A 26,357-nucleotide genomic window follows, 5' to 3' on the forward strand; every position below is an offset into this window, starting at 1 on the left:
TCAAAACGCAAAAATGGAATCGGTGGGTCGACAATACGGCGTCGGCGGACTCCGCCTAGCAGCCTTCCGCCTTCAGGGACCGCACCATGCGCACCACAAGCGGATCGTAGGGTAGTTTTTCGGATCTGCTGTAATTGATGGTGAAAAGCGCGGCACGGTCGTTGCAGACGGCAATGGCACGGACATATCGGATCTGGCCATTGTTGATGCCCGAGTAACTGGCCCATCTCGGCGTGACTCGCCGATAGGTCAGCTTCCAGCCGGCCTTTTCGTCCTCGACCATGCGATGCTCGATCTCAGCGCGAAAACTGGCCTTGCCGAGCCTGGCACCCCACACGGCGATAAAGGCTTCGTTTGCGCCCTGAAAAGCTGCGCCTTGGTCAGAACGCTGGGTCAAGACAAATCCTGGGGGAACATCGAATGTGAAGCCAAACTGCCTGACCCCAAAAGGCTGCCACGCTTGCGCCAGAAGAAGCGTGGTGAAAAATAGGATCGATACGAGGCTTAGCAGAAGACGTGCCATTGGCGTGATTTAGCGCGCCGCCTCATAGAGCGTCCAGACTGTACAAGCCCGCCGACAAGAAAAAAGGTAGCACCGATCACAACGTGCTCGGCGAGGCTCGGCATCGATCCGTGACTGTAGCCCGGGGCTTGGCGATCTACGATTGCGTAGCGGCTCCGACTGTAGGAATGGCGCAGACGGTAGTCCAGGTTCACTCGGTTCATCCCGGTGGAATGGCGCTGACCAGTGACCAGGCTCGAGAAAGCCCGACACCTACCGCCACTTGCCGGCGCATGCCAAACACCCCGCCCAACAGGCGCCGGCCTTTCTTCCCTCCCGTATCGCCGGAACAAAGCTGCTGCTGGCGCGTAGTCGGGTGCGGCACAACTGCTGCGATGAAGGAATATCCCAATGCAAACTCGCAAAAAGCGTCGCTCGCGAACTTTGGCTAGTGCTGGCAGTGCTTTGATGTTGGCACCGAACGTTGCGATGATGCGCCTGCCACTGATGGCGATGGATGGCATTAGTTGGAGCCTGGGGTCTGAGGCAGCTCGCGCCGTGAACGAAAAGACCATCGCCCTTGTTGAAGGGACCTTTGCAGCACAGGTCTGTCTTCTGAAGTCAGCGTTGCGGTTCTGGCCAGAAGTCTTTTCCGGGCGCACTCCTTCACTGTTCAATGGCGTGGCGGCTGAGCATTCGATATATGCCGCGCTTGAGCCCGCAAGCCGTCGCGTGCAGATCAATTTTGACCGGTTGTCAAAAAAAGCCTGACCTCTCCACCTTGGCGCTCTTTACACCCAGAAACCCGCGCAGGATTGTCCTAGGCGGGGCGATTTCTCTCACAGGAGCTCGCATCGTTGAGCCGCTAATATCGCCGCAGTGCGATCAGCGCTCCAGGGTCTGCATGAAGCGCTGTTGAAAAAACGGTGAAGGACATCACCGGCAAGGACGCTGCTTTCCGTCCGCTGGAACGGGACCTGTTCGCCTGGTTGAAGAGAGAGCCCGGTCTGCTTTTCTATTCAGGACACAGGATTGGCAGGCCGGGCAATGCACCGGCAACGGACCGGGGCTGTCGTTATCTTGCAACCCTGGAGGTGTCCCCTGCAACTTAGCCGAACGGATGAATGGCCGACGCAGCTCCCCAAAGCCATGCCCTCGCTGCGCCGGCCGCCCCCACGTTACAGACGGGTGAAATCGGCAAGCCCCAGACGTCGTCGCTGGCCTTCCGCATAAGCCAGCGCGAAGGATTCAATCTCGAAGCTTCGGGTCAGTTCTTGGTCTTCCTCGATCACCCTGACGAACCATTCACCGCAGGCTTCGACCACCTCAACGCAGGGGCAAACTTTGCCGTTCAGCGTCACACCATCCATCGCAGCTCTCCCTTAGAAGCAATGGTAAACGCCGATTTTTATTGACCGACGCCGAACGGCTTTCAATAACAAAAGATGTACCTAGACATGTGAGTCTGGAGAGCTGCGGGTCGAACGGCGCTCAGCTTCGACTTCGAAGCTGATGGCAGCTTGCAGCACAAGGTCGCCCCCCTCACTTCGAACCTTGATCCGCAGCATGTGCCGATCGCCATCAGGGAGGCTGTCCCTGATCATCAACAAGGGTTCGGATCGCTTCCTGCTTGACCTGATTGAAGTCGGCACACTCGATGCCCTGGTCGTCGGCAAAGATGTTCCCGTTGTCGTCGACATCAAAGTAATACAGCGCCATCGACCTCAACTTGGTTGTGGCCCAGTTGTTCCCGGCTAGCTCTTTTCGCGGACATCCTCGTGGCACGGCCCTAGCCTTCGGCTCGGCGCGCAAAGGCAAGCGACTCGCAAACGAACCGTTGAACAGCCAGGCTGGGACTGGCGCAATTTTCGCCGACCTCGCGAGTTGCCGTGCCGGGGAGGTTGGCGGCTTTTGAGAGGGAGCGGTACCCCTAGCGGCCTCCCTTTTGCGCCTACTGGGGATGCCGAGGGGAAACTTTGAATCACGAAATATTTCCGCCGGAACACAGCCCAGGGGCCGCAGTTGAATATGGGTAGTAAAAACTTACCAACGCAGGAGAAGAAGAACATGGCCAATCAAGGCGGAAGTCGCGAACAGCATGTGAAGGCTGGACAGCACAGCCGGAAAAACACCGACGAGGATCAGCGTCGCGGCAGCGGCGGCGAGCAGCGCAGCGACGACAAGCGGGGGCAGCAGCACGCCGACGACAAGCAACGCGGTGGCCAACAGCGGGGCGGCAGTGGCAATGCCGACGACCGCGAGAAGGGTTCGGAAGCGGGACGCAAAGGCGGTCAGTCCGGTCAGTCCTGATCACGGAAGCGGCGCTCTCAGGCGCCGCTTTTCTTAGCTAATTTGGAAGGAGAGAACGCAATGCCGACGAAATCGGAAAACGGATTGGAAACCCTATTCGCGGATAGCCTGAAGGACCTCTACTACGCGGAAAAGAAGATCCTGAGGACATTGCCGAAGCTGGCGAAGGCCGCACAGTCCGAACAGGTAGGCGCTGCATTCGAGAAACATCGGATGGAAACAGAACGCCAGGTAGAACGGCTCGAACAGGTGTTCGAGCAACTCGGCAAACCTGCCAGAGGCAAGACGTGCCCCGCCATCGACGGCATTCTGGAAGAAGGCTCGGAGATTCTCGAGGAGTATAAGGGGGCGCCCGCCCTCGATGCCGGCCTTGTAGGTGCCGCACAGGCGGTCGAGCACTATGAGATTGCCCGTTATGGGACACTCATCGCCTGGGCGGAGCAGCTCGGCATGAAGGATGCCCTCCCTCTGTTGCGCGAGACCCTCAAAGAAGAGATGGCGACCGACGAAGCGCTCAGCGCTTTGGGCGAGAGCGACGCAAACGAGCGCGCCCTGCAAGCGGCGTGACCAACTCGACATGCGGCTTCGGCGCTTGTCCGGAGCCGCATGGTGTACCAGCCCGAACCTGGATTGTTGGATCTCGACTTTTAAATGCCCATCGGCCATCAGGCCTTGGTTATCTTCTCTGGCTTCTGTTCATTGGCCTGTTTTGCCACACGCAAATCCTTCAACCTTCTGGTCCTTTCTGCGCGCGCGGCTGCCTCCATTTTGATTATTTCGCACGCAGCCTTACTCGTTCGCTCTATTCGTTGGTCTAGTTCTGAATGGGTCTTTGCTGTCATCGTCATCTCATTCGGCCAAGGGCGCGTCACATTGAACAAATGAAGCCCGCACCGGGAGGGGACCGGAGCGGGCATCATTTCGGGCTAACTGCCCGAGGCGGCGCCACGGAGTTGTGATCTGGAATGCACCGCCAATATGAAAACCGCGAGGAGGCCGCCTTGTTCCTGCGGGCATTGCTGGAAAACCATGGTCCGGATTGGCGGGAACTTGTGCCTTAAGCCGGAAGAACCGCACTTGCGGCCTGCGATGCCTCCGGGATCTATCGGGCCCTATGTTGAGCTATTTTCAACCTTCCTTCCCGTCACACACAGCTGCCATAGGCCGTGCGTTCGCTCGAAGCACTTCGACGCGAACTAATTCACAATGCTAAGACGCAAAAAAAATTCCTTGCTGCGGACAATTCTCGACGTCGGCGCTAGTTCGCTGACTCCGCAAGCTTAGACGCAATGAGCTGCCCTGAAATCCGCAAAGCATGGGGTTGATGATGAGACCCTGGAGTAGGAACCCAACGTCCCTTGGAACGCAACGCTGTCTTGGACATTGCATGAACACAGGAGGTGCCCATGCCCAATTTCCGGTTTGAGATTGTTGAATTCGGCAAGACCACGATATTGGACGAAGAGCTCCCCAGCGCCGACCTGGCCAGTCCAAGGGCAATCGAGATGGCGCATGCCGCCCTGTTGGCAGGAAACTCAACCGGGGCTGATCAGTCGGGGTCGATTATCAGGGTTTACGATGAGGCAGGCTATCTGGTCGCCACCGTCAACTTTTCCGATGTGGTGCGTGACAATTCCGAGCTGCAATCCGGCAGCACCAACCCGCCCACCGAAGAGCCCGGTGTGATGCGGTCTGGTTGATCAGCCTCAAGCAGCCGGTCAGCGAGGGTCGCGATTTTGTTTCCTGCGCTCGATGCTCCGGGCATTTCGACGAGCCACTCTCAACTCGGCCAGGGTCGGCTGCCACCAACCCCTCGCCCTTTCGTCCGCCCCAGCAGGACTACGTGCCGGCCACGTCCTGATCAACTCGCAGAGCGTGGCCGAATGCCACTTCCCCCAAACGTAGTCGCCGTCTTTTCGCATTGCGTTTGGATATAAGGCGGTCAATTCTAACGGCTCAACCAGCTCACCGGACACTTCGCTGAAAACCACAATGCCGTATTGTTCCGTCGCAACTGGGCGGCCCAGAGGCGGTAAATCTTCGGCTGGCAGGGGATAGCGACGGCGGCGACGTTCGGCGTTGTGCTGCTTGGCGGCCTTGTAAGCTTCAGAGTCTCTGGAGGCCTCTCGTCGCCGCTTCCTTTCTTCGGGTTCGGCATATTGAGCTGCCTTTTCGATTTTCGGCCATCGGCGCCGTAGCTCGTCAAACGAACGGAACGGCACCCGCCAGGCCCGCAATTTGTCGTCCCAACTTGCCCAGGGGACCGCCCGCAACTCCTCGAGGACGGTCTTCGAGTAAGGCGTGCGAACACGTAAGTCCTCCGACACCTCCATGTATGGGCTCGATATCGGATCGAAGGCGAAGGCATCACGTCCCTTGCTGTCTCCGTGAACGGCCAACATCTCGGCTTCTTGCGCCAACCAGCGCTCGATCCGGCGGTTGGCCATCTTTCCCGGGACGAACCAACTCTTGCGCTCATCGCTCCACCTCGCTCGCGGAAAAGCGTGTCGAAATCGCTCGACGGTCATTCTATCGAACGAAAATCGAGCTTCGGCACCTGGAGCGTGCTGTTTCTGCGGTACGGAGTGTCCGATTTTTTCCGCCATACGCCATCAATCAAGTTTGCCCCCAGAACGTTCGGCAACCTTGAAAGTTCATTGGTGAATGGAGAAACGCCAGACCAGCCCGGTCCTTCTGGAACATAGGCCGCGAAGGACCGTTTTGCTTTTGTGTAAAACCAAGGAGGCTATTAGCGATGGACTGGAACCGCGTTGAAGGAAACTGGAAGCAGGTCAAAGGCAAGGTCAAGGAGCAGTGGGGCAAACTCACCGATGACGATCTTGACCGCATCGCCGGCAAGCGCGACCAACTCGAAGGCAAGATCCAGGAACTTTACGGCATAGAGAAGGATCGCGTGCGTCGGGATATCGACGACTGGTATACCCGACAAGGCTGGTAGAATTGCCTTTCGGCAATCGATGGGGCGCTGTCGCATGGCAGCGCCTTTCCCTTTGTGCCAAACCCACCGCGCCATGGCGCCCCGGCGTTCAGCGTCCCCAGTGAGGCCAAGCTCCTAATGCCTTGGCCGAGTTCGTCAACGTCCGCAATCACCAGCAACGGGAGTCAATCAGCGTCGCCGGCAGTAGCTCGCCGGTGCGGGGGCTCGATCCCAGTCACCAATCTGACTTTGTCACATCGACTGTCACAAGCGGCCGAAGGTTCACCGTGACTTTGCCGGCTTCATCATCGATGCGCGTGACTTTCCCGACCAGTTCAACGTTCTGGCCGGCCTTGGCCGTGCGGTCGGCAATCGAATGTGGGAAGTCATAGGACGGAAATGCTGATGCTCACGCGATCCGCGTCGATTCGCTGCAAAACGGCAGCAGTGATCGAGACCTCGTCCCCAATTCCAATGCCTCTTGCGGATTTGCGCTGGGGTGTCATGCGTCCGGTTCAGCCGCTCGTGATTTGGTTGCTCATGCCAGATCACCGGCCGCATGTCGCGCCAATTTGCCGCCTGGCAGCAGGACGGCCATGGATGGAAATGCTCTCTCCTCGTGCTTGGCCCGCTTGGGGTCGTCTGCCGATGGATCGACGGCCTCAGGTCTGAAAGCTTGGTCATTTAGCGAAGTCGACGACCTGAAGATTTTCGTCCAGATTGAATTCGTAAATGCTTCCGTCTTCGTCTATGACCCGGAACCAGTGCTGCTGCTGCTGAACCGCCCTTGGATAGGCCACCTTTCCGGTTACCGCTTCGACAGCGCCGAGAGCATCATAAGCATCCGTATCCACCGAGGCGACGACCTCTTCACCATAAAGCTCGTCGACATGATAGCGCACCATGGCTGTCTACCTCTTGCCTAGCCGTTTAGCTTCACGCCTAGCCGTTCAGCTTCACGCTCTAGCACCTCACGATTGTTTCCGTGCTTCTTGATAAGCTCGCGAACCTCAGGAATCGTGAGGCCGAATTTGCTGGCGAGATAGCCGACCTCATATTCTTCGTCTCCGGCCACGCGTTCGCGATCCCGAAAATCCCGCTTAGTCTTGTCGTCGGTCACTGCGGGTTCCATGCGCAGGCGGGCGGACGCCGGCTCTGGCCGGCCGCAGTTCATTGAGCCGTTGATGCCTACTCTCTTGAGAGACCGCCTAAGGGGAAGGCTGGCAGGATGAGGTAAATTCGACGGCTATCGCTCCCAGTCCGGGATGCCGAGGGCGTGCGCATCTTCACCCGGCGTGGTCGTGACTGGACGTCGAAATATCGCGACCTAACCCAAGCTGCTGGCGAACTCGATGTGGAAAGCGCCAACGGGTTGCTGCCGCTGAAGGCTGTTGGCAGGGCTTACTCATTAGGCCAGGACTTCAGTCGCACCAGACTAGGACCGTAGTCTGATTTCCGGAACGAACGCGTTGAAGGGCCGTTTGCCTGAGGGTCCCGCAAAGGAGCGAAGGCGATGGAAATGGACGATCGGAACCGCAGCATCTTGGAAGCCAGGTGGCTTCTTGCTGTCCCCGCGTCGCTTGTCCTTACGGTCCTTTTGGCCGGCCTCTTGCTGACGTGAGTAGCCAAGCTTTGGCTCGCAACCCATAGGAGAAAAACGATGAGAATGCATCTTACCGCAGCCGCTGCCGGATTTTTGCTACTCGCCGGTATCGGTGCGGCAGCCGCAGACACCGTGGTGATCCAGCCGGAACAGGAAACGGTGATCAAGGAATATGTGAAGAAGCAGCCGCTGGCCTCAGTGAAGCTGCCCGGCGTGGAGCTCAACATCGGAACGGCTCTGCCCGATACGGTCGAGCTTCATGAGGTCCCCAATGTGAAATACCGCTACACTGTGATCGACAACCGGACGGTCGTCGTGGATCCGGAGACGCGTAAGGTCATCAAAATTATCCAATGACCGGGCAACACCGGCCCTGTGGCCCGGCGCGGAACAAACGACAGTGGCGCCGTTCTCACATTGGCTGAGAGGCCAAGTTGGCTCTGTCTAACCAGTCTTCTGTATCGGCCCGCTGCCTTTCTGGTAGCGGGCCGTTTTGTCTGCTGGTGTCTTTGCCGTCGCGGGTGGTCGCCTGGCAGCCAGATGTGGCCATCATGGGCTCGCTGACAGGCACGAAACGCGGGGTCATAAATCGGTCCTCTGCGGCTCGCTGGCCAACGTGTCAAGAATGCCGACCAGGTCGCAAAGCACCAAATCGATCTTTCAAAGTCTAATGATCGGGAGAGCGCGCTGGAAAGCACGTGTGGTAACAGTCGATTCAACCATCGCTAGTATATTAGGAGAGAGTGGCGACTCCGACCGGCGTTAGGGGTGGGAGCCGGAGCCGCCTGCGCAGCCAGGGGTAGTTATTTGACCGCGCTGTCTCAGAATAGGACAGCGCGGTCTACGATTGGTTAATCGAACATTCAATTAGCTAAAATGGTGCGGAACGATAATTCGCGCGTCTCGTTGGAATGCCGACCGGAAAGCATGGCCCTCCATCCTTCCGGTCCCGTGTGAAAGGACCGCTGCCAATTCCATCGGCGGCGGGTTTCGCTATTTAGCCAAAGCTGAAACGAAATGCCGGGTGAAGGTCGTTGGGTATTTGCCAGATCAAATCTCTGGCGAGTCCAACGTCCCCTCGCCGGCTTGATTTACCGAACGCATCAGAGATGCCGAGGGCGTGCACCGGCACCGCCCACTGCGGCTTCGGCCGGAACCCGGCGCTGATGGTGACGATCGCGGAAGGCTACGATGGGAAACGCCTGGGAACGATCCCAATCAATGTTCCACACTCATGCGAGGCTCGGAGGATAGCGCGCCGCCTCGCCGCCTCTGGGGTTGAAGCTCACAGCTATGGGCAGGGTTGACCCGGTCCGCGTCAACAAGAGCATTCGTTCCGCTCTGACTGACGGTCACGGTCGAGAAACCTTTGCAGATGCTCCTGCGCCAAAGCTCGGCAGTTCCGGCGGATCCGGCTCATAGAGACAAGCGCAAGACCGACACTTTTCGACAGCTGCCGGCAGGATCATCAAGTGGAAACCGTTCGTGCCGGTTCCGATTGGGCGCTAGGATGTCTCGGCAGGTGCCAGCGAGGTTATTCACGGACGCCGATGCCGATTTTTTCAGTCAAGCACACGACCGTTTATCGGTATAGCCGAGGTGTAAGGTTTGGCGAGCACCGGCTGATGTTCAGGCCGCGCGACAGTTTCGATCAGCGACTTCTGGACCACGCCTTGACCGTTGCGCCTGAACCGAAGGAGGTTCGGTGGATACATGACGTTTTTGGGAACTGTGTTGCCGTGATCGACTTTCAGGGTTCGGCCAAGGAACTCCAGTTTGCGACTGACATTCGCCTCGATCACAGGCCCCAGCATTCTCCTGATTTTCGTATCGATGAAGCCGCGCTGAGGTTTCCCTTTTCCTATGATCCGGACGAAGCGGTCGACTTGGCGCAAACAACGGAGCGTCATCATGCCGATGCCGGCGACGAGGTCGGCAAATGGGCCCGACAGTTCGTCAGTGCAGCCGGACACACTGAGACCGGAAAACTGTTGATGACGCTCTGCTACGCCATCCACGAGAGCTTTGCGTACTCCCGCCGGTTCGAAACTGGAACCCAACCGCCTCTCATGACCTTGCATCTGCGCAGGGGCACATGCCGGGACTTTGCGCTTTTCATGATGGAGGCGGTCCGCTCGCTCGGCTTTGCCGCCCGCTTCGTGACCGGCTATGTCTATGTGCCCAGCCGCGATAGCGATTCCGTCCGCGGCGGGGGATCCACGCATGCCTGGTGCCAGGTCTACTTGCCCGGGGCTGGCTGGATCGAGTTCGATCCGACCAACGGTATCGTCGGGAACCGGGATTTGATCCGGGTGGCTGTAGCCAGGCACCCTAGCCAAGCCATTCCTCTTTCAGGAACCTACGCCGGCAGCGCGTCAAGTTTTCTAGGCATGACCGTCGAGGTGAAGGTGGCAAAGGAAATCGCGTCAACAAAAATTAGCCCCGTCTAATATTCGTCGGAACTGTTTGGGCAATCCCGAGTTTGCCCAGTTCTGACGCAAAGATCGGAGCGTAGATGCGGATCCGCGCAGGCTTCAAACTTACCTACGAATGTCCGCAGCCAACACCAATGCTGTTGGTCCTTGAGATCCATCCCTCGCGCCGCGTGGACCTCCTGACGGACCAAATCGTGGCCTTTGACCGCCCGATCGAAGCGCGCGGCTACATTGACGCTTTCGGGAACGCGTGCACGAGGATCGAGGCGCCAGAAGGGCTGACGACGATATCGACGAGCTTCGAAATCTACGACACCGGGAGGTCTGATGTCGTCGTGCCGGACGCAGTTCAGCAAGCCATCATGGACCTGCCGGACGAGGTGCTCAGGTTTCTCCTCGGCAGTCGCTATTGCGACACCGATCGGCTTGGCGACTTTGCCTGGGTAAACTTTGGCGATACCAAGCCCGGATGGGCGCGGGTTCAGGCGATCTGCAATTTCGTGCACGATCACATCGCTTTCGATTACCAGGCCGCCGACCCCTTTCGGACTGCGCATGGTGCTCTCACCGATCGGACCGGCGTCTGCCGCGATTTTGCGCATCTGGCTATCTCACTGTGCCGCTGCATGAATATCCCTGCGCGCTATTGCACCGGCTATCTCGGCGACATTGGTGTGCCCCCCGGGCCTGATCCAATGGATTTCAGCGCATGGTTTGAGGCTTATCTCAGCGGGCACTGGTTCGCGTTTGATGCTCGGCATAACCGACCTCGCATCGGCAGGATCCTGATAGCGACGGGTTGCGACGCCACCGATGTTGCCATCTCAACGAGTTTCGGCGCATCGAGACTTGCTGGCTTTCAGGTTGTCACGGAAGAGGTCCAAGCAGACCACCCCTTGAGTGACTAAGGAGGTTGGCTTCCCAGAGGCTCACCGTGGTGGAGACTCAACATGCTGACCCGACCCTCCTGATTTTGACGTATTTCGTGCTTTCGTTTTGTCTCATGCCAAGTTCGCCGATTGGCTGTGCAACCGCGCTCCTATTGGACGCAAATCAGCAGCGCCTGCCCTGTCAATCCTGCGACCGACGCACCTGTTCGCAGAGCCAGACGCAGAAGCTGCGCGGCACCGGGCGCTGATCACAATCGCGGATCAGGGCGAAGTACCAATCCGGTCCTTTCAACACAGTTGCAAGTGGCGCGACGAGCAGGCCACCATCTAGAAGTGGCCGAAAGAGAGTCGGTGACAGCAAGGCCACACCGAGGCCACCCACCGGCGCGTTGGCGATGAGGTCGAAGTTTCAGTAGTCGACAGCGGCGAAGCGTAAGCCGCTCGGCATTGGTCGCTCGGCTCGTGCGAACCACTTTGCCCAATCAGGATGAGGCAGAAGGTTGAAGTCTGCGAGATCCTCCGGCGCAGCGAGGGTCCGCGCCTCGGGCCCTATATGCTCAATGATGGCGGGTCGGCAAAGGAGACGCTCGACGGGATCGCGGCGAACTGGAAGGCGACCATCGCCGAGCACGGCTGCAATTAGCCTTCCTAGGATTGAAAGGGCGTCGTCATATGTGAGGCGCACGCGTGGCCCAAGCCTTGCCAATCGAGCGGCGGTTCGCGAATGTCTTGTTTCCGCGAAGAACCGTCTCACGAACCGGGCGAATGTACGTCGGCTTCTGGCGCAACTGCGAGCTAGTTATGGCTCCCAGCGACGCGGCGCTTCAAGGTTGCAAGGAAAGGCCTCCAAGCGTGACTTCCGATGCCGCTCCAGAAACCGTCGATCCATCGCCTTTTGCGCCTCGGCGGACGCGTCATGGAAAGTCCCGAACTACTTGTCAGAAGTAGCCTAAAGCTTGCCAGGTTGCGTCGTATGTCCCGTAGCTTGACTCGCCGATGCCATGTTCTTGGCCAACCCCAAGAGACGCAGGACCGCACGCTTTGGATTCGATCCAAGCCAGACACCCCTGATTGAGCTGATGCTGTTTTCACCGTCGAGTGGCCGCCACAGGGCGCAGTCGGTGGCAACTGTCCGAGCATAACTTTCCTCAGCCAAGGTGACGCCTTGTCCGAGTTCCACCTTAAAGATGACCGTCGCCTGGTTCGCGTGACACGTTTGAACGGCCGGGCCTCCGTCGGCCGCAATTCGTTCGAGCAAGCCCTGATCCAACGGCGGCCCTTCTAGCCCGTTCGGAACGAGCAGACGCTTATCTGCAAGGTCGGACCACCTGAGCACGGGCTTCTCGACAAGCGAATGACAAGCCGGCAGGAGCACGAAGAGACGCTCCTGCCAAAACACCTCGCTGTTGCAGGATTTGACGGCGCCACTATCGTGCGTGAACACAATGTCGAAACGCCGGCGGCGAATGGCTGCCAGGTGCTGCCGGGCTGGGACATCCTCAATGGTCAGTTTCACGCATGGATACAGTTTGTTGAACCGGTCGATAAGGCGCTTGAGAAACTCCCCTCCTGCTACACAGCATAATCCAATCCTGAGCGTCTTTGCGTCCCTGTTATCGCGGGAACGCTCAGCAAAGGCATCCAGCAGACCTTCGTAGTGAGCCTGCACAATTTCGATCCAGGCTCGGCCGGTCTCGGTCAAGCGGACGCCACGCACGTTGCGCTCAAACAGCTGCATTTCCAAAAGCTGTTCAAGCTTAACCAGGTTGCGACTGACCGAAGATTCCTGGACCCTCAGGGCTCTTGCCGCCTGACGCAGGCTGCCGTGATCCATGGCCGCGAAGGCGTATGTCAGCAGTTGAAGTGCGTTGCCGTTGGGTGTCATGTCGCTTGAGCTTCTTGGACACCGTCGCCGATTATCCCATCTTCACCGCAATGCGATTGGATCGTTATCCGAAAATCGCGCGTTCGGAGGCCACATGCCATCGAGGCGTCACACCGGACCTTCTGTCACTGCGGTCGCCACGTTTTGGGAAACGCTGGACTCATAGACATACTCGTGAGGAATGGCCGGCCCCGGCATCTGTGAAACGTAGAGACCGAGATTTTCCTTGCTGTTGCTCGCCGCAAGGCTGCAGAAATTGCCGCTGTTCCACGTCATGATGCAATGGCTGAAATGCGCACTCACGGCGCGGGCCATCTCTTCCAGTGTCACTTCATTGTTGAACATCGTGCTGAGGACGGCGGTCTTCTTTCTCTCGATTTCGGAGTGCGGGAAATAGCGCGCCTTGAAACCGTAGTCCTTCTGGTCCTCGCGACGCTGGTAGTCGTCTGGCTCCGCCGCGCGAAATTTTTCGACGAAGACGAAGATGCCGCCGTTCTTGAGGTTCTGGCTCACGAACTCAATTTGTTTTCGCCTGTTTGGCGAATACATCTGGAAGGTGGTGTCCTCCATAATTACGTCGAAGCCTTGCTGGAATTTCGTCAGCCGCTGGTTCGATCCTAGCGCGGTCTTGGTCAACCAGTGGAACGGGCCGATAAAGAACTCTGCGTGGGGCGGCTCACCGTACGCCATAAACGATTTGTAGTTCTCAGGGCTTGGGCTGCACGACAGCGACAGAATCTGTCCGCCCGAGAATTCGGACAGCGTCCTAGCCATCGTGGCCTCGGCCGTTCCAAGGCTATAGAGCGATAGCGGAGTGCTGCGCAGCCGGGCATATCTTACGACCGCGTAGGCCATTCGGCACTCCTCTTCCAGTCTGTAGGGAATGCTACCGTGATAGTGCTGGTCGAAAAAGCCTTGCCGGGTGGCGTGGAGGCGAACGAGATCGCGCAGGAGGTCATCGTTCGGCAGAAGGCGGGCGTCGGCCAAAGGCCTACGGATCGGCATGCCGCTTTTGCCAGCGGCGGTTGAAGAAAAAAAGCCGGCGAGCTCGTTGATTCGCGGGCCCTGATCGCACTCGGCCAAGAACTCGTCGAGACCTTGCATAGGAATGTGCCTCCACACCGTTGCTTTGGTGAGATGCCAAGAGCTCGATGCGGAAACACCTCCAATTTAAGAGAGGTCTAATGTTTCAGCCTGTTTCGAGTCTTGGGCGGGGCACTGGTAGGCTTGGATAATACGAGCGGCTTTCATTCGATTGCCGCTTTTTTACTAAAGTGTCATCTTCAACCAATCCTGAGTTATTTTTGATTTGTCCAGCAACCAATGGTTATGCACAACCAAGGGCGGGCTGCTTTTGGTACGAAGGTTGCTCTCTGCGTGGATACCCTTTGCCTCGACCCCAACAAGTTGCGACGCTCACAGCATCAGACGTTTACGCACCAACATGAGAGTTGGGGAAACGTGCGGGCAGACCTGATCAAGAGAACCGGACTGATGCGCCAGGAAACGGGAATTTCCTTCCCCGGCCATGTATTCCTCATGAACGTCAAAGGCGCCGCGAGCCGCGGAGAAGACTTCGTCGATGGGCGCCGCGTCTCCTTCTCTCCGCGGCGCGCTGGTTCTGTCATCCACATGCCTGCCGGTAGTGACTGGACGGGTTGGGATGAGGGAGACCCGACGGCCGCCTACCTGCTGGTGTCCATTGAAAAAGCATTCGCTGACGAGGCGTTCGGGGGAATGGTGCGCCAACGCTCGGGCGACCTGCCCGCTTCGATCGGATTTCGCGACGCGACCGTCGAAATGGCCTTGCAGCGGATCGTCATCGAACTCAAGCAGCCCGACCCTATCAGTGTGACGATGGTCGAGAGTCAGGCCATGCAACTGCTAGTCCAGATGGTCAGGCGAAATGGCAGCCACCATGAGCCGGCGAAAGGTGGTTTGTCATCTTTCGACCTCAAGCGTGCGGTCGCCATGATAGAAACGCCATCAGACAAAATACCCACCTTGGCCCAGCTGGCCAAAGAGGTTGGGGTGAGCCGCTTTCATTTCGGCCGGGCCTTCAAACAGTCGACGGGCATGACCCCGCACGCGTTCATCGCGCGCCGCCGACTGGAACGTTCGGCCGATATGCTTCGATCGACCAAAATGTCGGCGACGGAAATCGCCATGGAATGCGGTTTCGGCAGTTCGAGCCATTTCACGATCGCTTTCAAGCGGGGCTTCGGGGTCAGTCCGACGGAGTTCCGCCGCAGGTGCAGAATATGAATCGGTACCTTCGCCAATTTCAGCAACCATCTGCAAATCTACGTCTGATTGTTAAGCGGGGTTCCTGGAAACAGGTATCAAAAGCGGCCATTGGATGTGCCGCCCGTGTCGAACACAATCCGCATCTACCATGACAAGCAACAGGGCGCGCGACTACGCCCATTGCGTAAGTTTCTCGCCAGCACATTGGCGGCGGCAATTGCAAGGAACGGCTATTACATCGCCTGCGCCTGGACGCTTGTCCAAGCAGGATATGGGAGCGCCGGCGTAGCGACTTTGCTTGCCATCGTCAGTGCGGTCGAACTCATCGCAAGCCCTCTGGCCGGCGCAGCGGCGGATCGGTCTGACCGACGACGACTGAGCGTCGTGGCAGACATTGGTCGCTTTGCCGTCATGCTCGCCACAGCGTTCTCGCTGTTCTATCTGGAGGCATTTCCAACCCTGTGCGTGTCAGCCGTGCTCTTTTCGATTTGCGATCGCGTCGCCCTTACCGCCTCGCAAGCCATGATCCCGCTTGTGACGCGCGGCGCCGATCTTGCGACGTCAAATTCCGCCGTCTTTTTCGTCATGCAACTGGGCAGTCTCGGGGCAGCATTGTTTGCTGGTCCTTTGCTGACTGGGCATTCCCCTGCCCCCAGGTTCATCGTCCTTAGCCTGTTCTTCCTTGTCTCAGCAGGCTTGCTCTTCTCAATGCGGCTGGGCCCGGTGCCGCGAGGTGTTGGCAGGACCAATGGCTTGGCGCCCAACATCGATCTGCGCCTGGTTCGGCTCTTTGCCGCTTATGCGCTTCTCTATGGAGGCGCGGTGCTGGTCACGGTCATGGGCTCTAGTTTCGTCTTCGAAGAGCAGAAAGGCACGGCCACAGATTTCGGCCATCTTGAGGCAGCTTGGTCGGCGGGTTCGCTGGTCGGAGCGGCTCTTCTTGTCAGGCTGGCGCAAGCGGTAAGTGCTCCTATGCTTCATCTCATGCTTTTGGGCTCGACGGCGCTAGCTCTGACGTCGCTGACAGCCCTGCTCGCGCCCTGGACACTGATTGTCTTCGCCACGCTTGGATGCCTCTACAATCTGGGCCGGGTGAGCATTGAAGTCACATTGCAGTCGCGTGTCCCCAATACTGTGTTGGGCAGAGCCAAAGGCGTCATGCACAGTGTCGCTGTCGCGCTCGGATTTCTCATATTCAGCATCGCGACCGTTTTGGGTGATAGTGTATTCCCCTCGACGGTTTTTTTCAGTTTCGGCCTAATTCTCCTCATCAGCATTCCCGCACTGAGCATCGGTATTGCACAGCGAAAGGGTAAGACGTGAGGTGCTAACGGCAGACGCAGAGTCGAAACAGGCCGTCCTCGGGTCGCTGGCGACACTCTACCCGTGGATGCGTAGCTACTATTCCCGCCCGGTCCGCGACTATGCGTCCCGCCTGTTCGAGGCGCCGGTTCAGAACGCCTTGCCGGACACTCGCCGCCGCTCGTTGGCCAAGTTGCTCGAGACGATCAGGAAAGCGGGCCACCGAAACGGATTGCCGATCCAAGCCGTCTCACAAATTTGCTCAGACTTCGAGAAGCGCCGCGTGCTGCAGACAGGCCCCCATCTGTTTCTCCTGCTGGAACCGGAAGCGTATTACACGCACGTCCTCAGCCTACTTGGCCTCTCGGCGCATGGCTGCTCGACCTACGTCTCCTATGCTGTTTCGACTGTGAGCCTCGTTGAGAGGCCGCGCAAGGGGCCGGGCTGGCTAGCGGTCGACGGAAAACCGACCAACGTCTTTGGCCTCAGCCGGAGCAGGATGATCGGATACAGCCTGCTGAGCGGCCCGGGATCCTATCGGTTCGAGCTGGTTCCGACGGAGCCAAACGCTCAGGGAGACGCGCTGACCCTGCTTCGCAACCTTCTGCCGATGGCGCTTTTCGAGCGCCCAGCGCATGCTATCAAGGCAGCCAATCTCATGCTTTGGCCAAAACTCTTCGGAACGGGCTTCAGCTTCTTGCAGATCGACGACGAGGATATCGCCGACCTGGTCGCGGACCATCTGTCGGACGAAGACTCCTGGTTACGGACGCGACTGCTCGAAAACCCGAAGATCGCGTCCAGCATCCTTGCCGCGCTCGACAGGCTGGCCGCCGGCCCGTGGAGCGGCTGGCTCGCGCGCGGCACCGACTTCTTCTGGTTCTATGAAAATGGCAAACGCCTTCCGCTACGTTTGGTCGACGGAGACCTCGTCCATTCGGCGACCGGCGTAAAAGTGGCCCGCTTCACGGCACCCGACATCATCGAGCGGCTGGTCAACCGCAGCCTCATCCCCAATCTGCTGCTGATGTTCCTGGTTTCGTCGATCCTGCCTGGCGTGCGAGCGCTTGGAGGCAGTTACCAGCCGCTCTACTATCCCTTGATGCGCTACGTTTTCTACCAAGCGCTCGAGGCCGCGGACATTGATGGGGATCTTCGGCACGCGCTCGCACACGACGATATGCCAGGAGCTTGGGGGCATAGGGTGATTGAGTGCGATGACGATCCGTTTGCCCTCTTCCGCAACGGTGGCCCAGGCGTAACCCCGCGTATCATTGATCGCCTCGGCGATATGGCCTTCGCAGAGGCCTGTGGAGATATGAGTCGCTTTGTTTCGGACGCCTCGTGGCAAGAGATTCAAAGGCGATTGCGAGAGCAGGCCATCACTCCGACCGATGCGGAGTGGGCTTTTTCCTGACAAGAGACGCACAAGGTGCCTAGTTTGAGCATCGATGACCACATCGCTAGGAAATAGCCCATCAGCAATGATCTCTCAGGCAGAGACGAGAAGTCTGCCGACCGACAGGCCGCGCGCCTTCCTAGTTGTTTTGAAGCAAACGTTGGGCTTGGCGATGCGGGCTTCGCGCTCTTCGGCAGGGGATCGAGGAGCTTGTTTGTCGGCGACCGCCAATCCGTGTTTCACCAGGTCGCGTCCGAGATCGATGCTTCCCGAAGCAGACGCCGACATCGTTGTCGTAGCGGTCCTTGCCCTCGATGATGCAGGATACATCTCCTGAGCAATGAGATGGCGAACGTGGTCACGCGCATACCGCAGGGCCAAATCTTGTCAGCGGCATCAAAACACCCCTGCAGAAGTTCGGGGGCATCGATACCGAGCAACTGAACTCGTTTCTTGTCATGCCACAGCGTGTCGCCGTCATTAGCAAACCAATGCTCTCCTGCGGACGCGGTGCCACAGGTGAGCATGAAGGCGAGAGCGAGGGTCAGCCTCCGACGATTCTTCTACGGTAGTGGGTCAGTTTGAAATTTCGAGGCTGATTCCGGCTTCGAGCCGTTCCGCGACAAGAGCCTGGAGTCGCCACAGGGATTCATCGTGAATGCCCAGTTCCTCCAGCCGAGAAACCGTCTCTCTTAGATACTCTGCGCAAGAGCCCCAATGCCCTGCTGCCGTCGCAAGAATATCGGCAGCCGCATCCAGGGACACCTTTCCAGAATAATGGGGACTTTGTCGGTTTACGACGAAACCGAGCGCTCGGATTGGACCGTCACCAGTTTCAGCAGTCATCCATCGGGGCACATTTACCGATGGCTTAATCATCAATTCACGCCGAAACAGGGTGTCCAAGCTTGCCTTGACCTGTTCGACAGGAAGCCTGAAAATCATCCCCTTGCAGCTGCCGCCCCGATCAAGCGCAAGCATCAATCCGGGCTTGTCTCGCGTTCCTCGAAACCGCGCCACCCGAAAGCAGAATGCCCGGTGCCACCCTTGAACGGTGGCTATCCGACTTTCGACGAACTCACATGCAGGTTTCCAGAGCAGGGAGCCGTAGCCAAAGAGCCAAATGTCATCCTCTGGCGCGTGCGTCAGGACGTTTTGTATTGCGATGAGATAATCGTCATCGGTCATGTAGACCGCGCCCGGAGTAGGCCCCGCATCCTCAACCACGCGAGCGGCCCGAGCCACAAGATCCGCTGTGAGCGCCATCTGCTGGACGACTCCGGGCATCGTGGACCGCCCCGAAAGTTCTCTCAGCGGAGATGCGCTTCTAATAGCGTTCGCGCTTTGCCGGTTTGGATCGCGCGGGCGCTTGGGGCGCTTCGTCATGCCCGGAGTATGCCACGCTTGCCGAGCGCTTCCAACGCCCCTCAAGACCGGCAAATTTCAAACTGACCCACTACCCTTCTACGATGGCGCTTGCCTAGACGTGGCTCGCGGACCTAACCTGAACGGTTTTGGCGAGCCCATCCCGGCACGGGCCGGATGGGTAGCCCGCCGAAACGGGAGGCTACCATGAAAGTTGCATCGCTACTTGCAATCGGCTGGATCATATCCTGCGGGTTCGCCTCCTTTGCTTCGGCAGAGGATGCGCACACTGTGATCACTCCCAACGACGTTAAGTGGGGTCCGGCCCCAAAAGCGCTCCCTGCCGGAGCACAGGCGGCAGTCTTGTTCGGCGACCCGACCAAGGAAGGCCCGTTTGCCCTTCGGCTCAAATTGCCGGCTGGGTATGCGATCCCGCCGCACACGCATCCAGGGCTTGAGGTTGATACAGTAATATCGGGGACCGTTAATCTTGGGATGGGCGAGACCGCCGATCGTAGCGCCGCCAAAGCAATTCCTGCGGGGAGCTTGTTCGCTTTGCCGCAAGGCATGGCGCATTTTGCTTACTTCGACGAGGAGACGGTGCTCCAACTCACCACCAATGGCCCATGGGGCATCAAGTACATCAACCCGGCGGACGATCCTCGAAAGCAATAGCCACGACGGCTAAAATCGAACTGCCCCGTCGCGCTCGGCGGCGGGGTGCCAGCCGCCAGAAGCCAGCCCTAGTGCGTCCAGCGTGCGCACCATCCTTTTAGTTAAGCCTGCCGTTCGTTTGGTTGTGTTCCGACTATATTAGCTGGCGCGTATATCTCTCATAGCCGGCGCCCACCCTGATTGCCCCACGCCGGTCAGGCTCGGCACTTGCTGGCCTCAACCCCGCCACAATGCCGGGCCGTCCCTTTCGCTTCGAAGCGTGGCGCAAACCGGTGAATGAAAAATGGCCCGCTGCCGGAACTCATAGCAGCGGGCCAGTGGGACTCTGGACATGACCGGACACAGGGCTTTGGGATCGGGCATTCGGCTGAGCAAAAAAACGGCAGCTTTTAAATTTTTTTCCGCGGCTCTGCCATTGGTAAATTCCGTACATTCGCATGAATGAAAAATGGCCCGCTGCCAGGGCCGACAGCGGACCAGTGGACCTTTTTGGACCATAAGCCGGAATGAAGGGCTTGGGACACAGGCATCCGGCTTAGGGCAAAAAACGGCGGATGTTGGAATTTGTTCCCGCGCTTCAATGATGTTTCCGCAACATATCAGCGCCCTCGGATTCTCTCCTCCAAAAAGCAGATTGAAAGAAAGCCCGCGCCACGGAGGGACCTGTGACGCGGGCCGGCCGGATGATTGCCCACCGACCTGCGCCGGACACCATGCGGCGGCGCCCGAAGCATCACTCAAATATTCAAAATAGCTAATGTACCGCCACGACGCCTCCATCACAACTGCCCTCTTTACAGTGCGGAAGCCGCATCCGTGGTCGGGCCCTTGATCGATTCGCCATAAATCTCCGCAGCCCCCCACGCAATGAAGGCCAAGAGCAGGGCGGCGATCAGGATGCGCAGAGCATGCCACCCCCAGCGTCCCTGGCGGGCTTTGTTTTCCGGAGTAATCTTGGTCATGGTCGGCCTCCATATCGTTTGGCACCGGCCGGCGCATCTGGCAAAACATGCTCGGGGACGGTTCCTTGCCGCGAAGGTTCCGAAGCCAGGGGAAATGGCAAGCGGCCGCGTTGGGGCGGGCTGCGGAGCGGGGCACTTGGGGGCTTGGTGGATAGCAGGGTTCGCAAAGCGAACTTACTCACTTCCCGACCGCCGGGCCAACTGGGAGGTGGCCGGGCTATGGATCATCTTGACGCGGAACTGCAGTGATCCATCGGATAATAAAATACCGGGATGACGGTTCGCAGCTTCGACTGGGCGTCGACCTCGCTGCTTCGCGGGCGATGATCTCTCCGTTGCGTTCGATGACGACAAGGTATCGGTTTCGATTGATCGGCATGCTCCAAACGTAGCGGCCGAATGCAAGTCGGAAAACCGTCTCACCCGGTCTCCAGCCCTCCTTAGCGATCACAATCTGTTTCGCCGCGGTAAGGCAGGTGCCTCGCGGAATCACCGGGGAGTAGGTCGAGTTCATCGATGGAACGGGGCCGGACCAGTGCAGCACCCATGAAAAGCTATAGGCCCAGTGGACTAGGGCACTCAGTCTTAATTGAGTGACCTCTAATATTCGAATAGATTAATCAGTGCGGGGGCTGGGGCATATTCCTTTCCCGCAAAAAAGGCCGGTGCGGTGCGATAGATCTAGCAACGAGCGCCCGACTGCACCGGCCATTTCACTCCCAACCTTGGTGAATGATGGAGCGGGCCCGAAGCTCGGGCACGCACGGCGGCAGCGGATTACTTGGCCTTGCGGCATACGCGTGGCACTCCGCTCCTGATTACGATTCAGGTGTCGTCGAAGGCGTATAGCCGGTGACACTCGTTTCCATGGCGGTCCCTTAATTTCTATTGCGCCTGCACGCACGCCGCGTCCAGTGAACGCAGTCCTCAGCTATCGCTCTGGGGTGCGTGGCGGCACCTGTTCGAGGAGCGTAATCTCATCGGTCGCTGTCGGCAGTTCGCCGTCTGGCGTCAGCTTGTCGACTGCCTCGGGCAAGTCCTTCGTGATCCTGGCAATCAGTTCATCGCGCGATAGACCAGTCTGCATCGAAAGAGAAGTGAGGGTTTCCTCGTCTATCGCCGTCTCGACGTCCTTTGGTTCGATCGGCTGGTTGGGTCCGGTGCTGACCCACGAGTCTACCTTCGACCCTGCTCCGGCATTTCTGAAGCGGTCGAGGATGTCCCCAAGAGCCATCCCGGACACGCCCTTGGACAGCTGATCCAAGAGCCCGCCCTGTGGGTTGTTCGGATCGCGATTTCCTGCACCGCGGATCAAGTCTCCGATCTTGTCGCGATTTTGATAAGCCAGAATGCCAAGCATTGCGACTGCCAGTCTTCCCAGATTTGCCATTGGTTTCCTCCCTTGGATCACAAGGAGAAGGTTCCGTGCTCACAAAGGTTCCACCTGTCCATTTCGCGCAGCCGCGCTAGCCCGCGTCCTCCCGGAAATCCTGCAGCGAGGCGTGGCGCAAGTCGTCCTCGTAGGTGAATGAAAATGGCCCGCTGCCGGAACTCATAGCAGCGGGCCGTACACGGAGTAAGCCGGGGATACCGAGGGGTGGTGGTATCATCCCGGCCCAGCACAATAACGGCGTCTCGCCAGCGTTTGTTCCGGCGCCGTTCGCATATATTAGCAACGCCTTGACTAAGCTCTCGCTCGCCCCAGACTCCATGCATGGGCAAAGGCATCAAAGTTGGCGATGAGGTCGCGATCACCGCGAGGGTGCGGCGGCGTGTCAGCGAAGATCGGGTCAGCGTCTCGATCCCGTCCTACGGCTTCCCACACTCAATAGTGGACCGCACATCGACACTGAAGAAGGGGCAGTTGATTGAACTGACCGGCGATGTCCTTCGTGTCGATGAGAAGACCGTGACGCTGAACCTGTCACCGCCGGTGACAGTCGACGTTTCGGCCGTCAGGTTGGTGACTAGCTATGTCGCACCGCAGATTAAAGAGCCGATTGCCGACAAGCCGACATAGCACGAGCGCGCGTATGTGCTTAAATACGGCAGGCGGCATTACCCCCTCAATACGATGCCGCAGTGACCGACGCGGGAAAATGTCGTCTCACCGGCATCCGCGTCGGTCACTTCCCCTTGGGATAGCGCGGTCGCCGGGCGCCGCTGCGCGATAGGGTCGACTAATTGCCCTTGGCCTTGCCGTAGCCATTCGGTGTCGAGTCCGGTTTGTAGATCAGCCCGACTTTCCGGCCGCCGCATTTCGTGCACTTCAGCTTTGGCGTGATGTCGTCGGCCATTGCCGGCGTATCGGGTCCATAGCGGTCGCGAAGCTTGGCGAGCTCGAGCGGCTGGCTATGGTTGCACGGAGCGTGGCGATAGAAGGCAATCACCGAAATGCGCTTTGTCGGTCAGCGTTTGAAAAGCCAGCCCTTCGCTATGCCGGCCCGATATAGTGCGGCTCCAATCAGTCCGCCGCGCCGGCGTCATGATGAACGATTGCATCCAGGATCGCATTGTAGACGCCGGCCTCTTCCTCGATCTCCGCGCTGCCGATGCCGAGCGCCTTGGCGTCGGCGAATAGCTTTTGGGTCAATTCCGCCACTGTGAGCACGTCCGCGCCGACGGTCTCGGGGATATTGTTGGAAATCCACTTGTGAAGGAAGTTGACGCCGCGCGTGCTCATCTCGCCATAAGCCGGCGAGTGGCATTAGGTTCCGGCAGTTGAACTAGATCGAGGCTGGACTGGAATCCAGGTGCCGCCTGATTTCGTCTGGCGTCGCGCCATTGTTGAACAGCGCAAGGATACGCTCGGCCAAGCGTTCGCAATTACGAACGTTCCTTGATTGGGCCTTCGGTCGGAATTGGCTGGGGGACTTCCGGACGATTGTCAGGCGCAATAGCCCCTGAGCCGGGTTCGGCCGGAACCCCTCCTGTCGGCATTCGTTGCTCGCTGCTGGCCGCTGTCGTTAGGTGCCTGCCATTTCGGCCCGTCATGGCGGGCACCCGAATTTGACGTGGTTGGCAGCGGCAAGCGGCGTGGTGTTTTTTCGATAGCGAGGCGAACCGTGAGACTTATCCAGAACAAACCGCACGCAGATGACGTCACAGACCCACCCGCAAACGACAATACGCCTGCCCCCGAAGATTTTTCGATCCTTGATCACATCTCCATAGACGATGATGAGGTCGCTGGCGCTATTAGGCGAACAGAGCGCCTGGCCCTTGCCGTGGTTATCGGAATGGCCATCTGCTTGGTTGTCGTACCGCTCGTGTTTGCTGGCCTGATGTACGGAATATAGGATCGTCGTCTTCCCGAAAGTCCTGCAGCGAGGCTCGGCGCAAAATTTTCGTCGCCGCGTAGGTGGCTGTACCCGGCCGATCATCCTTCAGGGCCGGTGGAGCAACGCTAGCTTTCATACACATCTGCCGCCATCATCGGCTTGCTTACCGCACCGTCATCTTCTGGCTCCCGTATGGTCGTTTGGCTCCGTCAGTCGTGGCTAATGGAACATTCATCGTCGTACGCTGTTCTCTGACCAGGAGGAATCGCCATGGCAGATGACAAGAGCAACCGGCAGCACGATCTGTACGGCCAAATCCGCTAGATATGGGTAGCTAGAATGTCGGCCGATCTGACCCCGGAGCAGTCCAAAGCAGCGCGCGCCTTATTGAACTGGTCGCGAATTCGACTTGGCGCAAAGGCCAATCTTAGCGAGATGCCGATCAGCGATTTCGAGAACGGCTTTAGGAAACCGCATCCCCACACCATTGCGGCCGTGCGCCAGGCGTTGGAGCACGCCGGGATTGTCTTCACTGTCGAAGGCCCCTCGCTAGCCCGCTCGGAAGGACAGATTAGCGGTCCCCGCAGCGACAATAGAATGTGGCGCCGCCGGCAGACAGGGAAGCCGCCAAGTCTCTTGGCTGACCGCTAAGGCTCAGATTGCAAGTCACAAGTGGTTGGTGTGCCAACCGTTCGACGCAATCAAGGGCTTTCTTGATGTGGTCCGGGTTGTCGATACCGCCCGTGAATAGAGCGATCAGGCGGCGGGCCAAATGCTCGCGCGCAGGACTGTTCGTGGTCGACTATGCCACGGTAAGGCATCTGCCTTCTCCCTGTTAGGGGCGAAAGCGTGATCGACTCTTTCAAGCGCTCGTTGCCTTGCTAGATCGAGCGACCTAGAGGCAGTACGCTTTTCGGGCGGGATAGCGAGTCAATTGCCGGGGCATGATAGGGAACAACCTGCCTTGTCGCGAACGGCTGCGTGGGTCGCTGCGACCTAGGTCCTATGCTCGGTATAAGAAGTCCCAATTTGCCAAACAGAGGTCTGAAGCGGGAAACGTAGGGCTTGCGACTTCATTGGTAAGGGGCTGGCGAGATTAGTCCCTCCATCGTCGGTTTAGTAGGTGTCCGCCACAGCGCAGCAGCGGGCGGACACCTATTCCGTCTGTGGGCACCAATCCGAGCTTTGCTCAAAAGAAGGAAAACGGTGGCAACCACAAGGACTAGAGAGCTTGTTGAACAATTCGATGTCGAGGACAGCGCAGGCGGCATCTATCGGGTCAAAGTGTGGCAAACCAGGCTGATGACTGCCATATTGGACGGGTCTACACGTGGCCGGAGGGCTGAAAGACCTAGAGCTTTCGGACGGCATCGTGATCGAGATGTTACGGTGCAGATCGTGACGACCGGCGAGATCTACAAGCGCATTGACGTCGGCCGGAAAACGTCCCGGTGCCATGACGTATAGTCAAGCTGGCGCCTCCTTCGGCAATGAAGAATGGCCCGCTGCCGGAACTCAGAGCAGCGGGCAATATCGGTGGCCCGCCAGAGTTTGTTCCCGCGCCGTTTTTCCAAATATTAGCGCGAGCCCACTCGAGTGCGCCTTGGGCTAGATTCAGCCGCCCATCTTCATTGCCATCGCACAGAAGTCTGCATGCGACTTGTTAAGCGTGGCGTCGCCGCAGTCTTTCAATACCGCCTTCTGTTCATCGGGCTTCATGGCCTGCCAGGCGGTCTTGAAGTCAGCCTCGGACCTCAACGTTTTCATGCCGGCATCACTGAAGAACGGGGACATCTTTGCCGGATCGTCGAGTGCGGATGTGTTGCCGGCGGTGAGGGCTGAGCTTGTCATCATCGCAAGCGCGATTGTGCCCAGTGTGAGCATCTTTATGTTCATTTGACTGTTCCTCCATAGTCAGGCCATTGACCTTGACCTTCCGGAAAAACGTGAATCCAACGACCTCTGTTCCCGGCGATTAGCGCTAATTCACATCGAAGTGATCCGTCGGCTTTCACTGCGAAAAAGTGACGGTCAGGCTCGGCACTTGCTGGCCTACCCCGCCACATGCCGAGCCGCCTCTTCCGCAGCCGAAATGCTTTCGGCGCATTTGTCCTCTTTACGAGTCGGAGTTAGCCCGACCTGCTCTACCAGGAACAGGAGATGAGGTGCGAAAAAACCCGCTCCGGTGAGGGGACCGAAGCGGGCTCTATGCCGGGTTATGCGACCCGAGGCGGCACCCGATGAAGTGAGCCGCCAATATCATAATTTTGAGGCGGGCGCTTTGTTCCCGACTGGGGACGAAAGGCGCCGGCCGAAACAGGACCGAAAACCCATTCTATAAGACGTTATCTCGGCATATAATCTTGCCAGCCGGCACCCCCGCCGGTGAGGCCCGGCGGTCAAAACCCCAAGCCACCCCCGCCATAACCGCTGGGCCGCCTTGGCCCGTCCCAATTCGGCTGTCGGGCCATTTTTCGCAGTGGCATTTGGGCTCGCGAATTTAGCTGGACGGCGTATGATCCCCAAGTCGGCCGTACCGAATAGAGGCATTGCGGACGCTGGG

Annotated in this window: 30 protein-coding genes; 16 read left to right on the plus strand and 14 right to left on the minus strand. The window is 58.5% G+C overall.

Going from position 1 to position 26,357, the window contains the following annotated elements; genetic code table 11:
• Positions 1–55: 55 nt before the first annotated feature.
• Complete coding sequence (locus JG743_RS28195; RefSeq protein WP_202295171.1) at positions 56–523, minus strand: hypothetical protein; 468 nt, start codon at positions 521–523, stop codon at positions 56–58.
• Positions 524–913: 390 nt separating this feature from the next.
• Between JG743_RS28195 and JG743_RS28200 the strand changes: the two genes are divergently transcribed.
• Positions 914–1,273, plus strand: coding sequence for a hypothetical protein (locus tag JG743_RS28200; RefSeq protein WP_202295174.1), 360 nt, complete (start codon positions 914–916; stop codon positions 1,271–1,273).
• Between the two features lie 407 nt (positions 1,274–1,680).
• Here JG743_RS28200 and JG743_RS28205 read toward each other — a convergent pair whose 3' ends face one another.
• Complete coding sequence (locus tag JG743_RS28205; RefSeq protein ID WP_202295176.1) at positions 1,681–1,872, minus strand: hypothetical protein; 192 nt, start codon at positions 1,870–1,872, stop codon at positions 1,681–1,683.
• 211 nt (positions 1,873–2,083) lie between these two features.
• Entirely contained in the window at positions 2,084–2,221 is a 138-nt protein-coding gene (locus JG743_RS28210) for a DUF6894 family protein (protein WP_202295178.1), read from the minus strand.
• A 348-nt stretch (positions 2,222–2,569) separates the two neighbouring features.
• Here JG743_RS28210 and JG743_RS34270 point away from each other — a divergent pair, with 348 nt between their 5' ends.
• The 4 genes from JG743_RS34270 (at position 2,570) to JG743_RS28230 (ending at position 4,512) form a co-directional block, all read left to right on the plus strand.
• Positions 2,570–2,812 (plus strand): stress-induced protein, encoded by a 243-nt coding sequence (locus JG743_RS34270; protein WP_244672942.1) that lies wholly within the window; start codon positions 2,570–2,572, stop codon positions 2,810–2,812.
• A 60-nt stretch (positions 2,813–2,872) separates the two neighbouring features.
• Positions 2,873–3,379 (plus strand): YciE/YciF ferroxidase family protein, encoded by a 507-nt coding sequence (locus JG743_RS28220; protein ID WP_202295180.1) that lies wholly within the window; start codon positions 2,873–2,875, stop codon positions 3,377–3,379.
• An 84-nt stretch (positions 3,380–3,463) separates the two neighbouring features.
• Complete coding sequence (locus tag JG743_RS28225; protein ID WP_202295182.1) at positions 3,464–3,697, plus strand: hypothetical protein; 234 nt, start codon at positions 3,464–3,466, stop codon at positions 3,695–3,697.
• 521 nt (positions 3,698–4,218) lie between these two features.
• A complete protein-coding gene (locus JG743_RS28230) occupies positions 4,219–4,512 on the plus strand; it encodes a hypothetical protein (protein WP_202295184.1) in 294 nt (97 codons plus the stop codon).
• Between the two features lie 18 nt (positions 4,513–4,530).
• On the opposite strand, the gene JG743_RS28235 is transcribed toward JG743_RS28230, so the two are convergent.
• The gene (locus JG743_RS28235; protein WP_202295186.1) at positions 4,531–5,418 is read right to left on the minus strand and encodes a hypothetical protein; all 888 of its coding nucleotides are present in this window, start codon (positions 5,416–5,418) and stop codon (positions 4,531–4,533) included.
• Positions 5,419–5,567: 149 nt separating this feature from the next.
• On the opposite strand from JG743_RS28235, the gene JG743_RS28240 reads away from it, so the two are divergent.
• Complete coding sequence (locus tag JG743_RS28240) at positions 5,568–5,771, plus strand: CsbD family protein (RefSeq protein ID WP_202295188.1); 204 nt, start codon at positions 5,568–5,570, stop codon at positions 5,769–5,771.
• Between the two features lie 659 nt (positions 5,772–6,430).
• Here JG743_RS28240 and JG743_RS28245 read toward each other — a convergent pair.
• Positions 6,431–6,655 carry a hypothetical protein gene (locus tag JG743_RS28245; protein WP_202295191.1) on the minus strand — a complete coding sequence of 75 codons (225 nt, stop codon included), beginning with the start codon at positions 6,653–6,655 and terminating at the stop codon, positions 6,431–6,433.
• A 17-nt stretch (positions 6,656–6,672) separates the two neighbouring features.
• Positions 6,673–6,870: a DUF3606 domain-containing protein gene (locus JG743_RS28250; RefSeq protein WP_202295194.1), complete on the minus strand. Its 198-nt coding sequence runs from the start codon at positions 6,868–6,870 to the stop codon at positions 6,673–6,675.
• Positions 6,871–7,410: 540 nt separating this feature from the next.
• Here JG743_RS28250 and JG743_RS28255 point away from each other — a divergent pair.
• The 4 genes from JG743_RS28255 (at position 7,411) to JG743_RS28275 (ending at position 11,321) form a co-directional block, all read left to right on the plus strand.
• Positions 7,411–7,710: a DUF1236 domain-containing protein gene (locus JG743_RS28255; RefSeq protein ID WP_202295196.1), complete on the plus strand. Its 300-nt coding sequence runs from the start codon at positions 7,411–7,413 to the stop codon at positions 7,708–7,710.
• Positions 7,711–8,903: 1,193 nt separating this feature from the next.
• Positions 8,904–9,803 (plus strand): transglutaminase family protein, encoded by a 900-nt coding sequence (locus tag JG743_RS28265; protein WP_202295199.1) that lies wholly within the window; start codon positions 8,904–8,906, stop codon positions 9,801–9,803.
• A gap of 65 nt (positions 9,804–9,868) precedes the next feature.
• A complete protein-coding gene (locus tag JG743_RS28270; protein WP_202295201.1) occupies positions 9,869–10,696 on the plus strand; it encodes a transglutaminase-like domain-containing protein in 828 nt (275 codons plus the stop codon).
• 469 nt (positions 10,697–11,165) lie between these two features.
• A complete protein-coding gene (locus JG743_RS28275) occupies positions 11,166–11,321 on the plus strand; it encodes a hypothetical protein (protein ID WP_202295204.1) in 156 nt (51 codons plus the stop codon).
• Between the two features lie 306 nt (positions 11,322–11,627).
• Here JG743_RS28275 and JG743_RS28280 read toward each other — a convergent pair whose 3' ends face one another.
• Together JG743_RS28280 and JG743_RS28285 are read right to left on the minus strand one after the other, a co-directional pair.
• Positions 11,628–12,563, minus strand: coding sequence for a LysR substrate-binding domain-containing protein (locus tag JG743_RS28280; RefSeq protein WP_202295207.1), 936 nt, complete (start codon positions 12,561–12,563; stop codon positions 11,628–11,630).
• Between the two features lie 108 nt (positions 12,564–12,671).
• The gene (locus JG743_RS28285) at positions 12,672–13,667 is read right to left on the minus strand and encodes a class I SAM-dependent methyltransferase (RefSeq protein ID WP_202295210.1); all 996 of its coding nucleotides are present in this window, start codon (positions 13,665–13,667) and stop codon (positions 12,672–12,674) included.
• Between the two features lie 390 nt (positions 13,668–14,057).
• Here JG743_RS28285 and JG743_RS28290 point away from each other — a divergent pair, with 390 nt between their 5' ends.
• From JG743_RS28290 to JG743_RS28300, 3 genes are all read left to right on the plus strand, one after another.
• Complete coding sequence (locus tag JG743_RS28290; protein WP_244672943.1) at positions 14,058–14,828, plus strand: helix-turn-helix domain-containing protein; 771 nt, start codon at positions 14,058–14,060, stop codon at positions 14,826–14,828.
• A gap of 105 nt (positions 14,829–14,933) precedes the next feature.
• On the plus strand, positions 14,934–16,133 hold the full coding sequence (locus JG743_RS28295; RefSeq protein ID WP_202295213.1) for an MFS transporter: 1,200 nt from the start codon (positions 14,934–14,936) through the stop codon (positions 16,131–16,133).
• 67 nt (positions 16,134–16,200) lie between these two features.
• Positions 16,201–17,529 carry a hypothetical protein gene (locus tag JG743_RS28300; protein WP_202295216.1) on the plus strand — a complete coding sequence of 443 codons (1,329 nt, stop codon included), beginning with the start codon at positions 16,201–16,203 and terminating at the stop codon, positions 17,527–17,529.
• 558 nt (positions 17,530–18,087) lie between these two features.
• Here the strand turns inward: JG743_RS28300 and JG743_RS28305 are convergent.
• The gene (locus JG743_RS28305) at positions 18,088–18,699 is read right to left on the minus strand and encodes a gamma-glutamylcyclotransferase (RefSeq protein ID WP_244672944.1); all 612 of its coding nucleotides are present in this window, start codon (positions 18,697–18,699) and stop codon (positions 18,088–18,090) included.
• 384 nt (positions 18,700–19,083) lie between these two features.
• Here JG743_RS28305 and JG743_RS28310 point away from each other — a divergent pair, with 384 nt between their 5' ends.
• Entirely contained in the window at positions 19,084–19,551 is a 468-nt protein-coding gene (locus tag JG743_RS28310; RefSeq protein ID WP_202295222.1) for a cupin domain-containing protein, read from the plus strand.
• Between the two features lie 794 nt (positions 19,552–20,345).
• Here JG743_RS28310 and JG743_RS28315 read toward each other — a convergent pair.
• Positions 20,346–20,513, minus strand: coding sequence for a hypothetical protein (locus tag JG743_RS28315; RefSeq protein ID WP_202295225.1), 168 nt, complete (start codon positions 20,511–20,513; stop codon positions 20,346–20,348).
• 931 nt (positions 20,514–21,444) lie between these two features.
• Positions 21,445–21,903: a YidB family protein gene (locus tag JG743_RS28320; protein WP_202295228.1), complete on the minus strand. Its 459-nt coding sequence runs from the start codon at positions 21,901–21,903 to the stop codon at positions 21,445–21,447.
• 324 nt (positions 21,904–22,227) lie between these two features.
• Here JG743_RS28320 and JG743_RS28325 point away from each other — a divergent pair, with 324 nt between their 5' ends.
• Positions 22,228–22,533 carry a hypothetical protein gene (locus JG743_RS28325; protein WP_202295231.1) on the plus strand — a complete coding sequence of 102 codons (306 nt, stop codon included), beginning with the start codon at positions 22,228–22,230 and terminating at the stop codon, positions 22,531–22,533.
• 160 nt (positions 22,534–22,693) lie between these two features.
• Here the strand turns inward: JG743_RS28325 and JG743_RS28330 are convergent, their stop codons facing one another.
• Both JG743_RS28330 and JG743_RS28335 read right to left on the minus strand, forming a co-directional pair.
• Positions 22,694–22,903, minus strand: a complete 210-nt coding sequence (locus JG743_RS28330; protein WP_244672945.1) for a hypothetical protein — start codon at positions 22,901–22,903, stop codon at positions 22,694–22,696.
• A 74-nt stretch (positions 22,904–22,977) separates the two neighbouring features.
• Positions 22,978–23,196: a DUF768 domain-containing protein gene (locus tag JG743_RS28335; protein ID WP_202295234.1), complete on the minus strand. Its 219-nt coding sequence runs from the start codon at positions 23,194–23,196 to the stop codon at positions 22,978–22,980.
• A 937-nt stretch (positions 23,197–24,133) separates the two neighbouring features.
• Here JG743_RS28335 and JG743_RS28340 point away from each other — a divergent pair.
• Positions 24,134–24,445 (plus strand): helix-turn-helix domain-containing protein, encoded by a 312-nt coding sequence (locus tag JG743_RS28340; protein ID WP_202295237.1) that lies wholly within the window; start codon positions 24,134–24,136, stop codon positions 24,443–24,445.
• A 963-nt stretch (positions 24,446–25,408) separates the two neighbouring features.
• Here JG743_RS28340 and JG743_RS28345 read toward each other — a convergent pair.
• Positions 25,409–25,690 (minus strand): hypothetical protein, encoded by a 282-nt coding sequence (locus tag JG743_RS28345; protein ID WP_202295240.1) that lies wholly within the window; start codon positions 25,688–25,690, stop codon positions 25,409–25,411.
• Positions 25,691–26,357 lie beyond the last annotated feature (667 nt).

Source organism: Mesorhizobium sp. 131-2-1 (assembly GCF_016756535.1).
Lineage (GTDB): Bacteria > Pseudomonadota > Alphaproteobacteria > Rhizobiales > Rhizobiaceae > Mesorhizobium.

Excerpts from the sequence above, each read along its gene's own strand:
- JG743_RS28310 (WP_202295222.1), top strand. The coding sequence starts at position 19,084 with ATGAAAGTTGCATCGCTACTTGCAATCGGCTGGATCATATCCTGCGGG.
- JG743_RS28340 (WP_202295237.1), top strand. The coding sequence starts at position 24,134 with ATGTCGGCCGATCTGACCCCGGAGCAGTCCAAAGCAGCGCGCGCCTTA.
- JG743_RS28265 (WP_202295199.1), top strand. The coding sequence starts at position 8,904 with ATGCCGATTTTTTCAGTCAAGCACACGACCGTTTATCGGTATAGCCGA.
- JG743_RS28230 (WP_202295184.1), top strand. The coding sequence starts at position 4,219 with ATGCCCAATTTCCGGTTTGAGATTGTTGAATTCGGCAAGACCACGATA.
- JG743_RS28315 (WP_202295225.1), bottom strand. The coding sequence starts at position 20,513 with ATGACCAAGATTACTCCGGAAAACAAAGCCCGCCAGGGACGCTGGGGG.
- JG743_RS28210 (WP_202295178.1), bottom strand. The coding sequence starts at position 2,221 with ATGGCGCTGTATTACTTTGATGTCGACGACAACGGGAACATCTTTGCC.
- JG743_RS28300 (WP_202295216.1), top strand. The coding sequence starts at position 16,201 with ATGCGTAGCTACTATTCCCGCCCGGTCCGCGACTATGCGTCCCGCCTG.
- JG743_RS28290 (WP_244672943.1), top strand. The coding sequence starts at position 14,058 with ATGCGCCAGGAAACGGGAATTTCCTTCCCCGGCCATGTATTCCTCATG.
- JG743_RS28325 (WP_202295231.1), top strand. The coding sequence starts at position 22,228 with ATGGGCAAAGGCATCAAAGTTGGCGATGAGGTCGCGATCACCGCGAGG.
- JG743_RS28235 (WP_202295186.1), bottom strand. The coding sequence starts at position 5,418 with ATGGCGGAAAAAATCGGACACTCCGTACCGCAGAAACAGCACGCTCCA.
- JG743_RS34270 (WP_244672942.1), top strand. The coding sequence starts at position 2,570 with ATGGCCAATCAAGGCGGAAGTCGCGAACAGCATGTGAAGGCTGGACAG.
- JG743_RS28335 (WP_202295234.1), bottom strand. The coding sequence starts at position 23,196 with ATGAGCACGCGCGGCGTCAACTTCCTTCACAAGTGGATTTCCAACAAT.
- JG743_RS28240 (WP_202295188.1), top strand. The coding sequence starts at position 5,568 with ATGGACTGGAACCGCGTTGAAGGAAACTGGAAGCAGGTCAAAGGCAAG.
- JG743_RS28255 (WP_202295196.1), top strand. The coding sequence starts at position 7,411 with ATGAGAATGCATCTTACCGCAGCCGCTGCCGGATTTTTGCTACTCGCC.
- JG743_RS28200 (WP_202295174.1), top strand. The coding sequence starts at position 914 with ATGCAAACTCGCAAAAAGCGTCGCTCGCGAACTTTGGCTAGTGCTGGC.
- JG743_RS28220 (WP_202295180.1), top strand. The coding sequence starts at position 2,873 with ATGCCGACGAAATCGGAAAACGGATTGGAAACCCTATTCGCGGATAGC.
- JG743_RS28285 (WP_202295210.1), bottom strand. The coding sequence starts at position 13,667 with ATGCAAGGTCTCGACGAGTTCTTGGCCGAGTGCGATCAGGGCCCGCGA.
- JG743_RS28275 (WP_202295204.1), top strand. The coding sequence starts at position 11,166 with ATGAGGCAGAAGGTTGAAGTCTGCGAGATCCTCCGGCGCAGCGAGGGT.
- JG743_RS28345 (WP_202295240.1), bottom strand. The coding sequence starts at position 25,690 with ATGAACATAAAGATGCTCACACTGGGCACAATCGCGCTTGCGATGATG.
- JG743_RS28280 (WP_202295207.1), bottom strand. The coding sequence starts at position 12,563 with ATGACACCCAACGGCAACGCACTTCAACTGCTGACATACGCCTTCGCG.
- JG743_RS28305 (WP_244672944.1), bottom strand. The coding sequence starts at position 18,699 with ATGACCGATGACGATTATCTCATCGCAATACAAAACGTCCTGACGCAC.
- JG743_RS28320 (WP_202295228.1), bottom strand. The coding sequence starts at position 21,903 with ATGGCAAATCTGGGAAGACTGGCAGTCGCAATGCTTGGCATTCTGGCT.
- JG743_RS28225 (WP_202295182.1), top strand. The coding sequence starts at position 3,464 with ATGCCCATCGGCCATCAGGCCTTGGTTATCTTCTCTGGCTTCTGTTCA.
- JG743_RS28245 (WP_202295191.1), bottom strand. The coding sequence starts at position 6,655 with ATGGTGCGCTATCATGTCGACGAGCTTTATGGTGAAGAGGTCGTCGCC.
- JG743_RS28270 (WP_202295201.1), top strand. The coding sequence starts at position 9,869 with ATGCGGATCCGCGCAGGCTTCAAACTTACCTACGAATGTCCGCAGCCA.
- JG743_RS28195 (WP_202295171.1), bottom strand. The coding sequence starts at position 523 with ATGGCACGTCTTCTGCTAAGCCTCGTATCGATCCTATTTTTCACCACG.
- JG743_RS28205 (WP_202295176.1), bottom strand. The coding sequence starts at position 1,872 with ATGGATGGTGTGACGCTGAACGGCAAAGTTTGCCCCTGCGTTGAGGTG.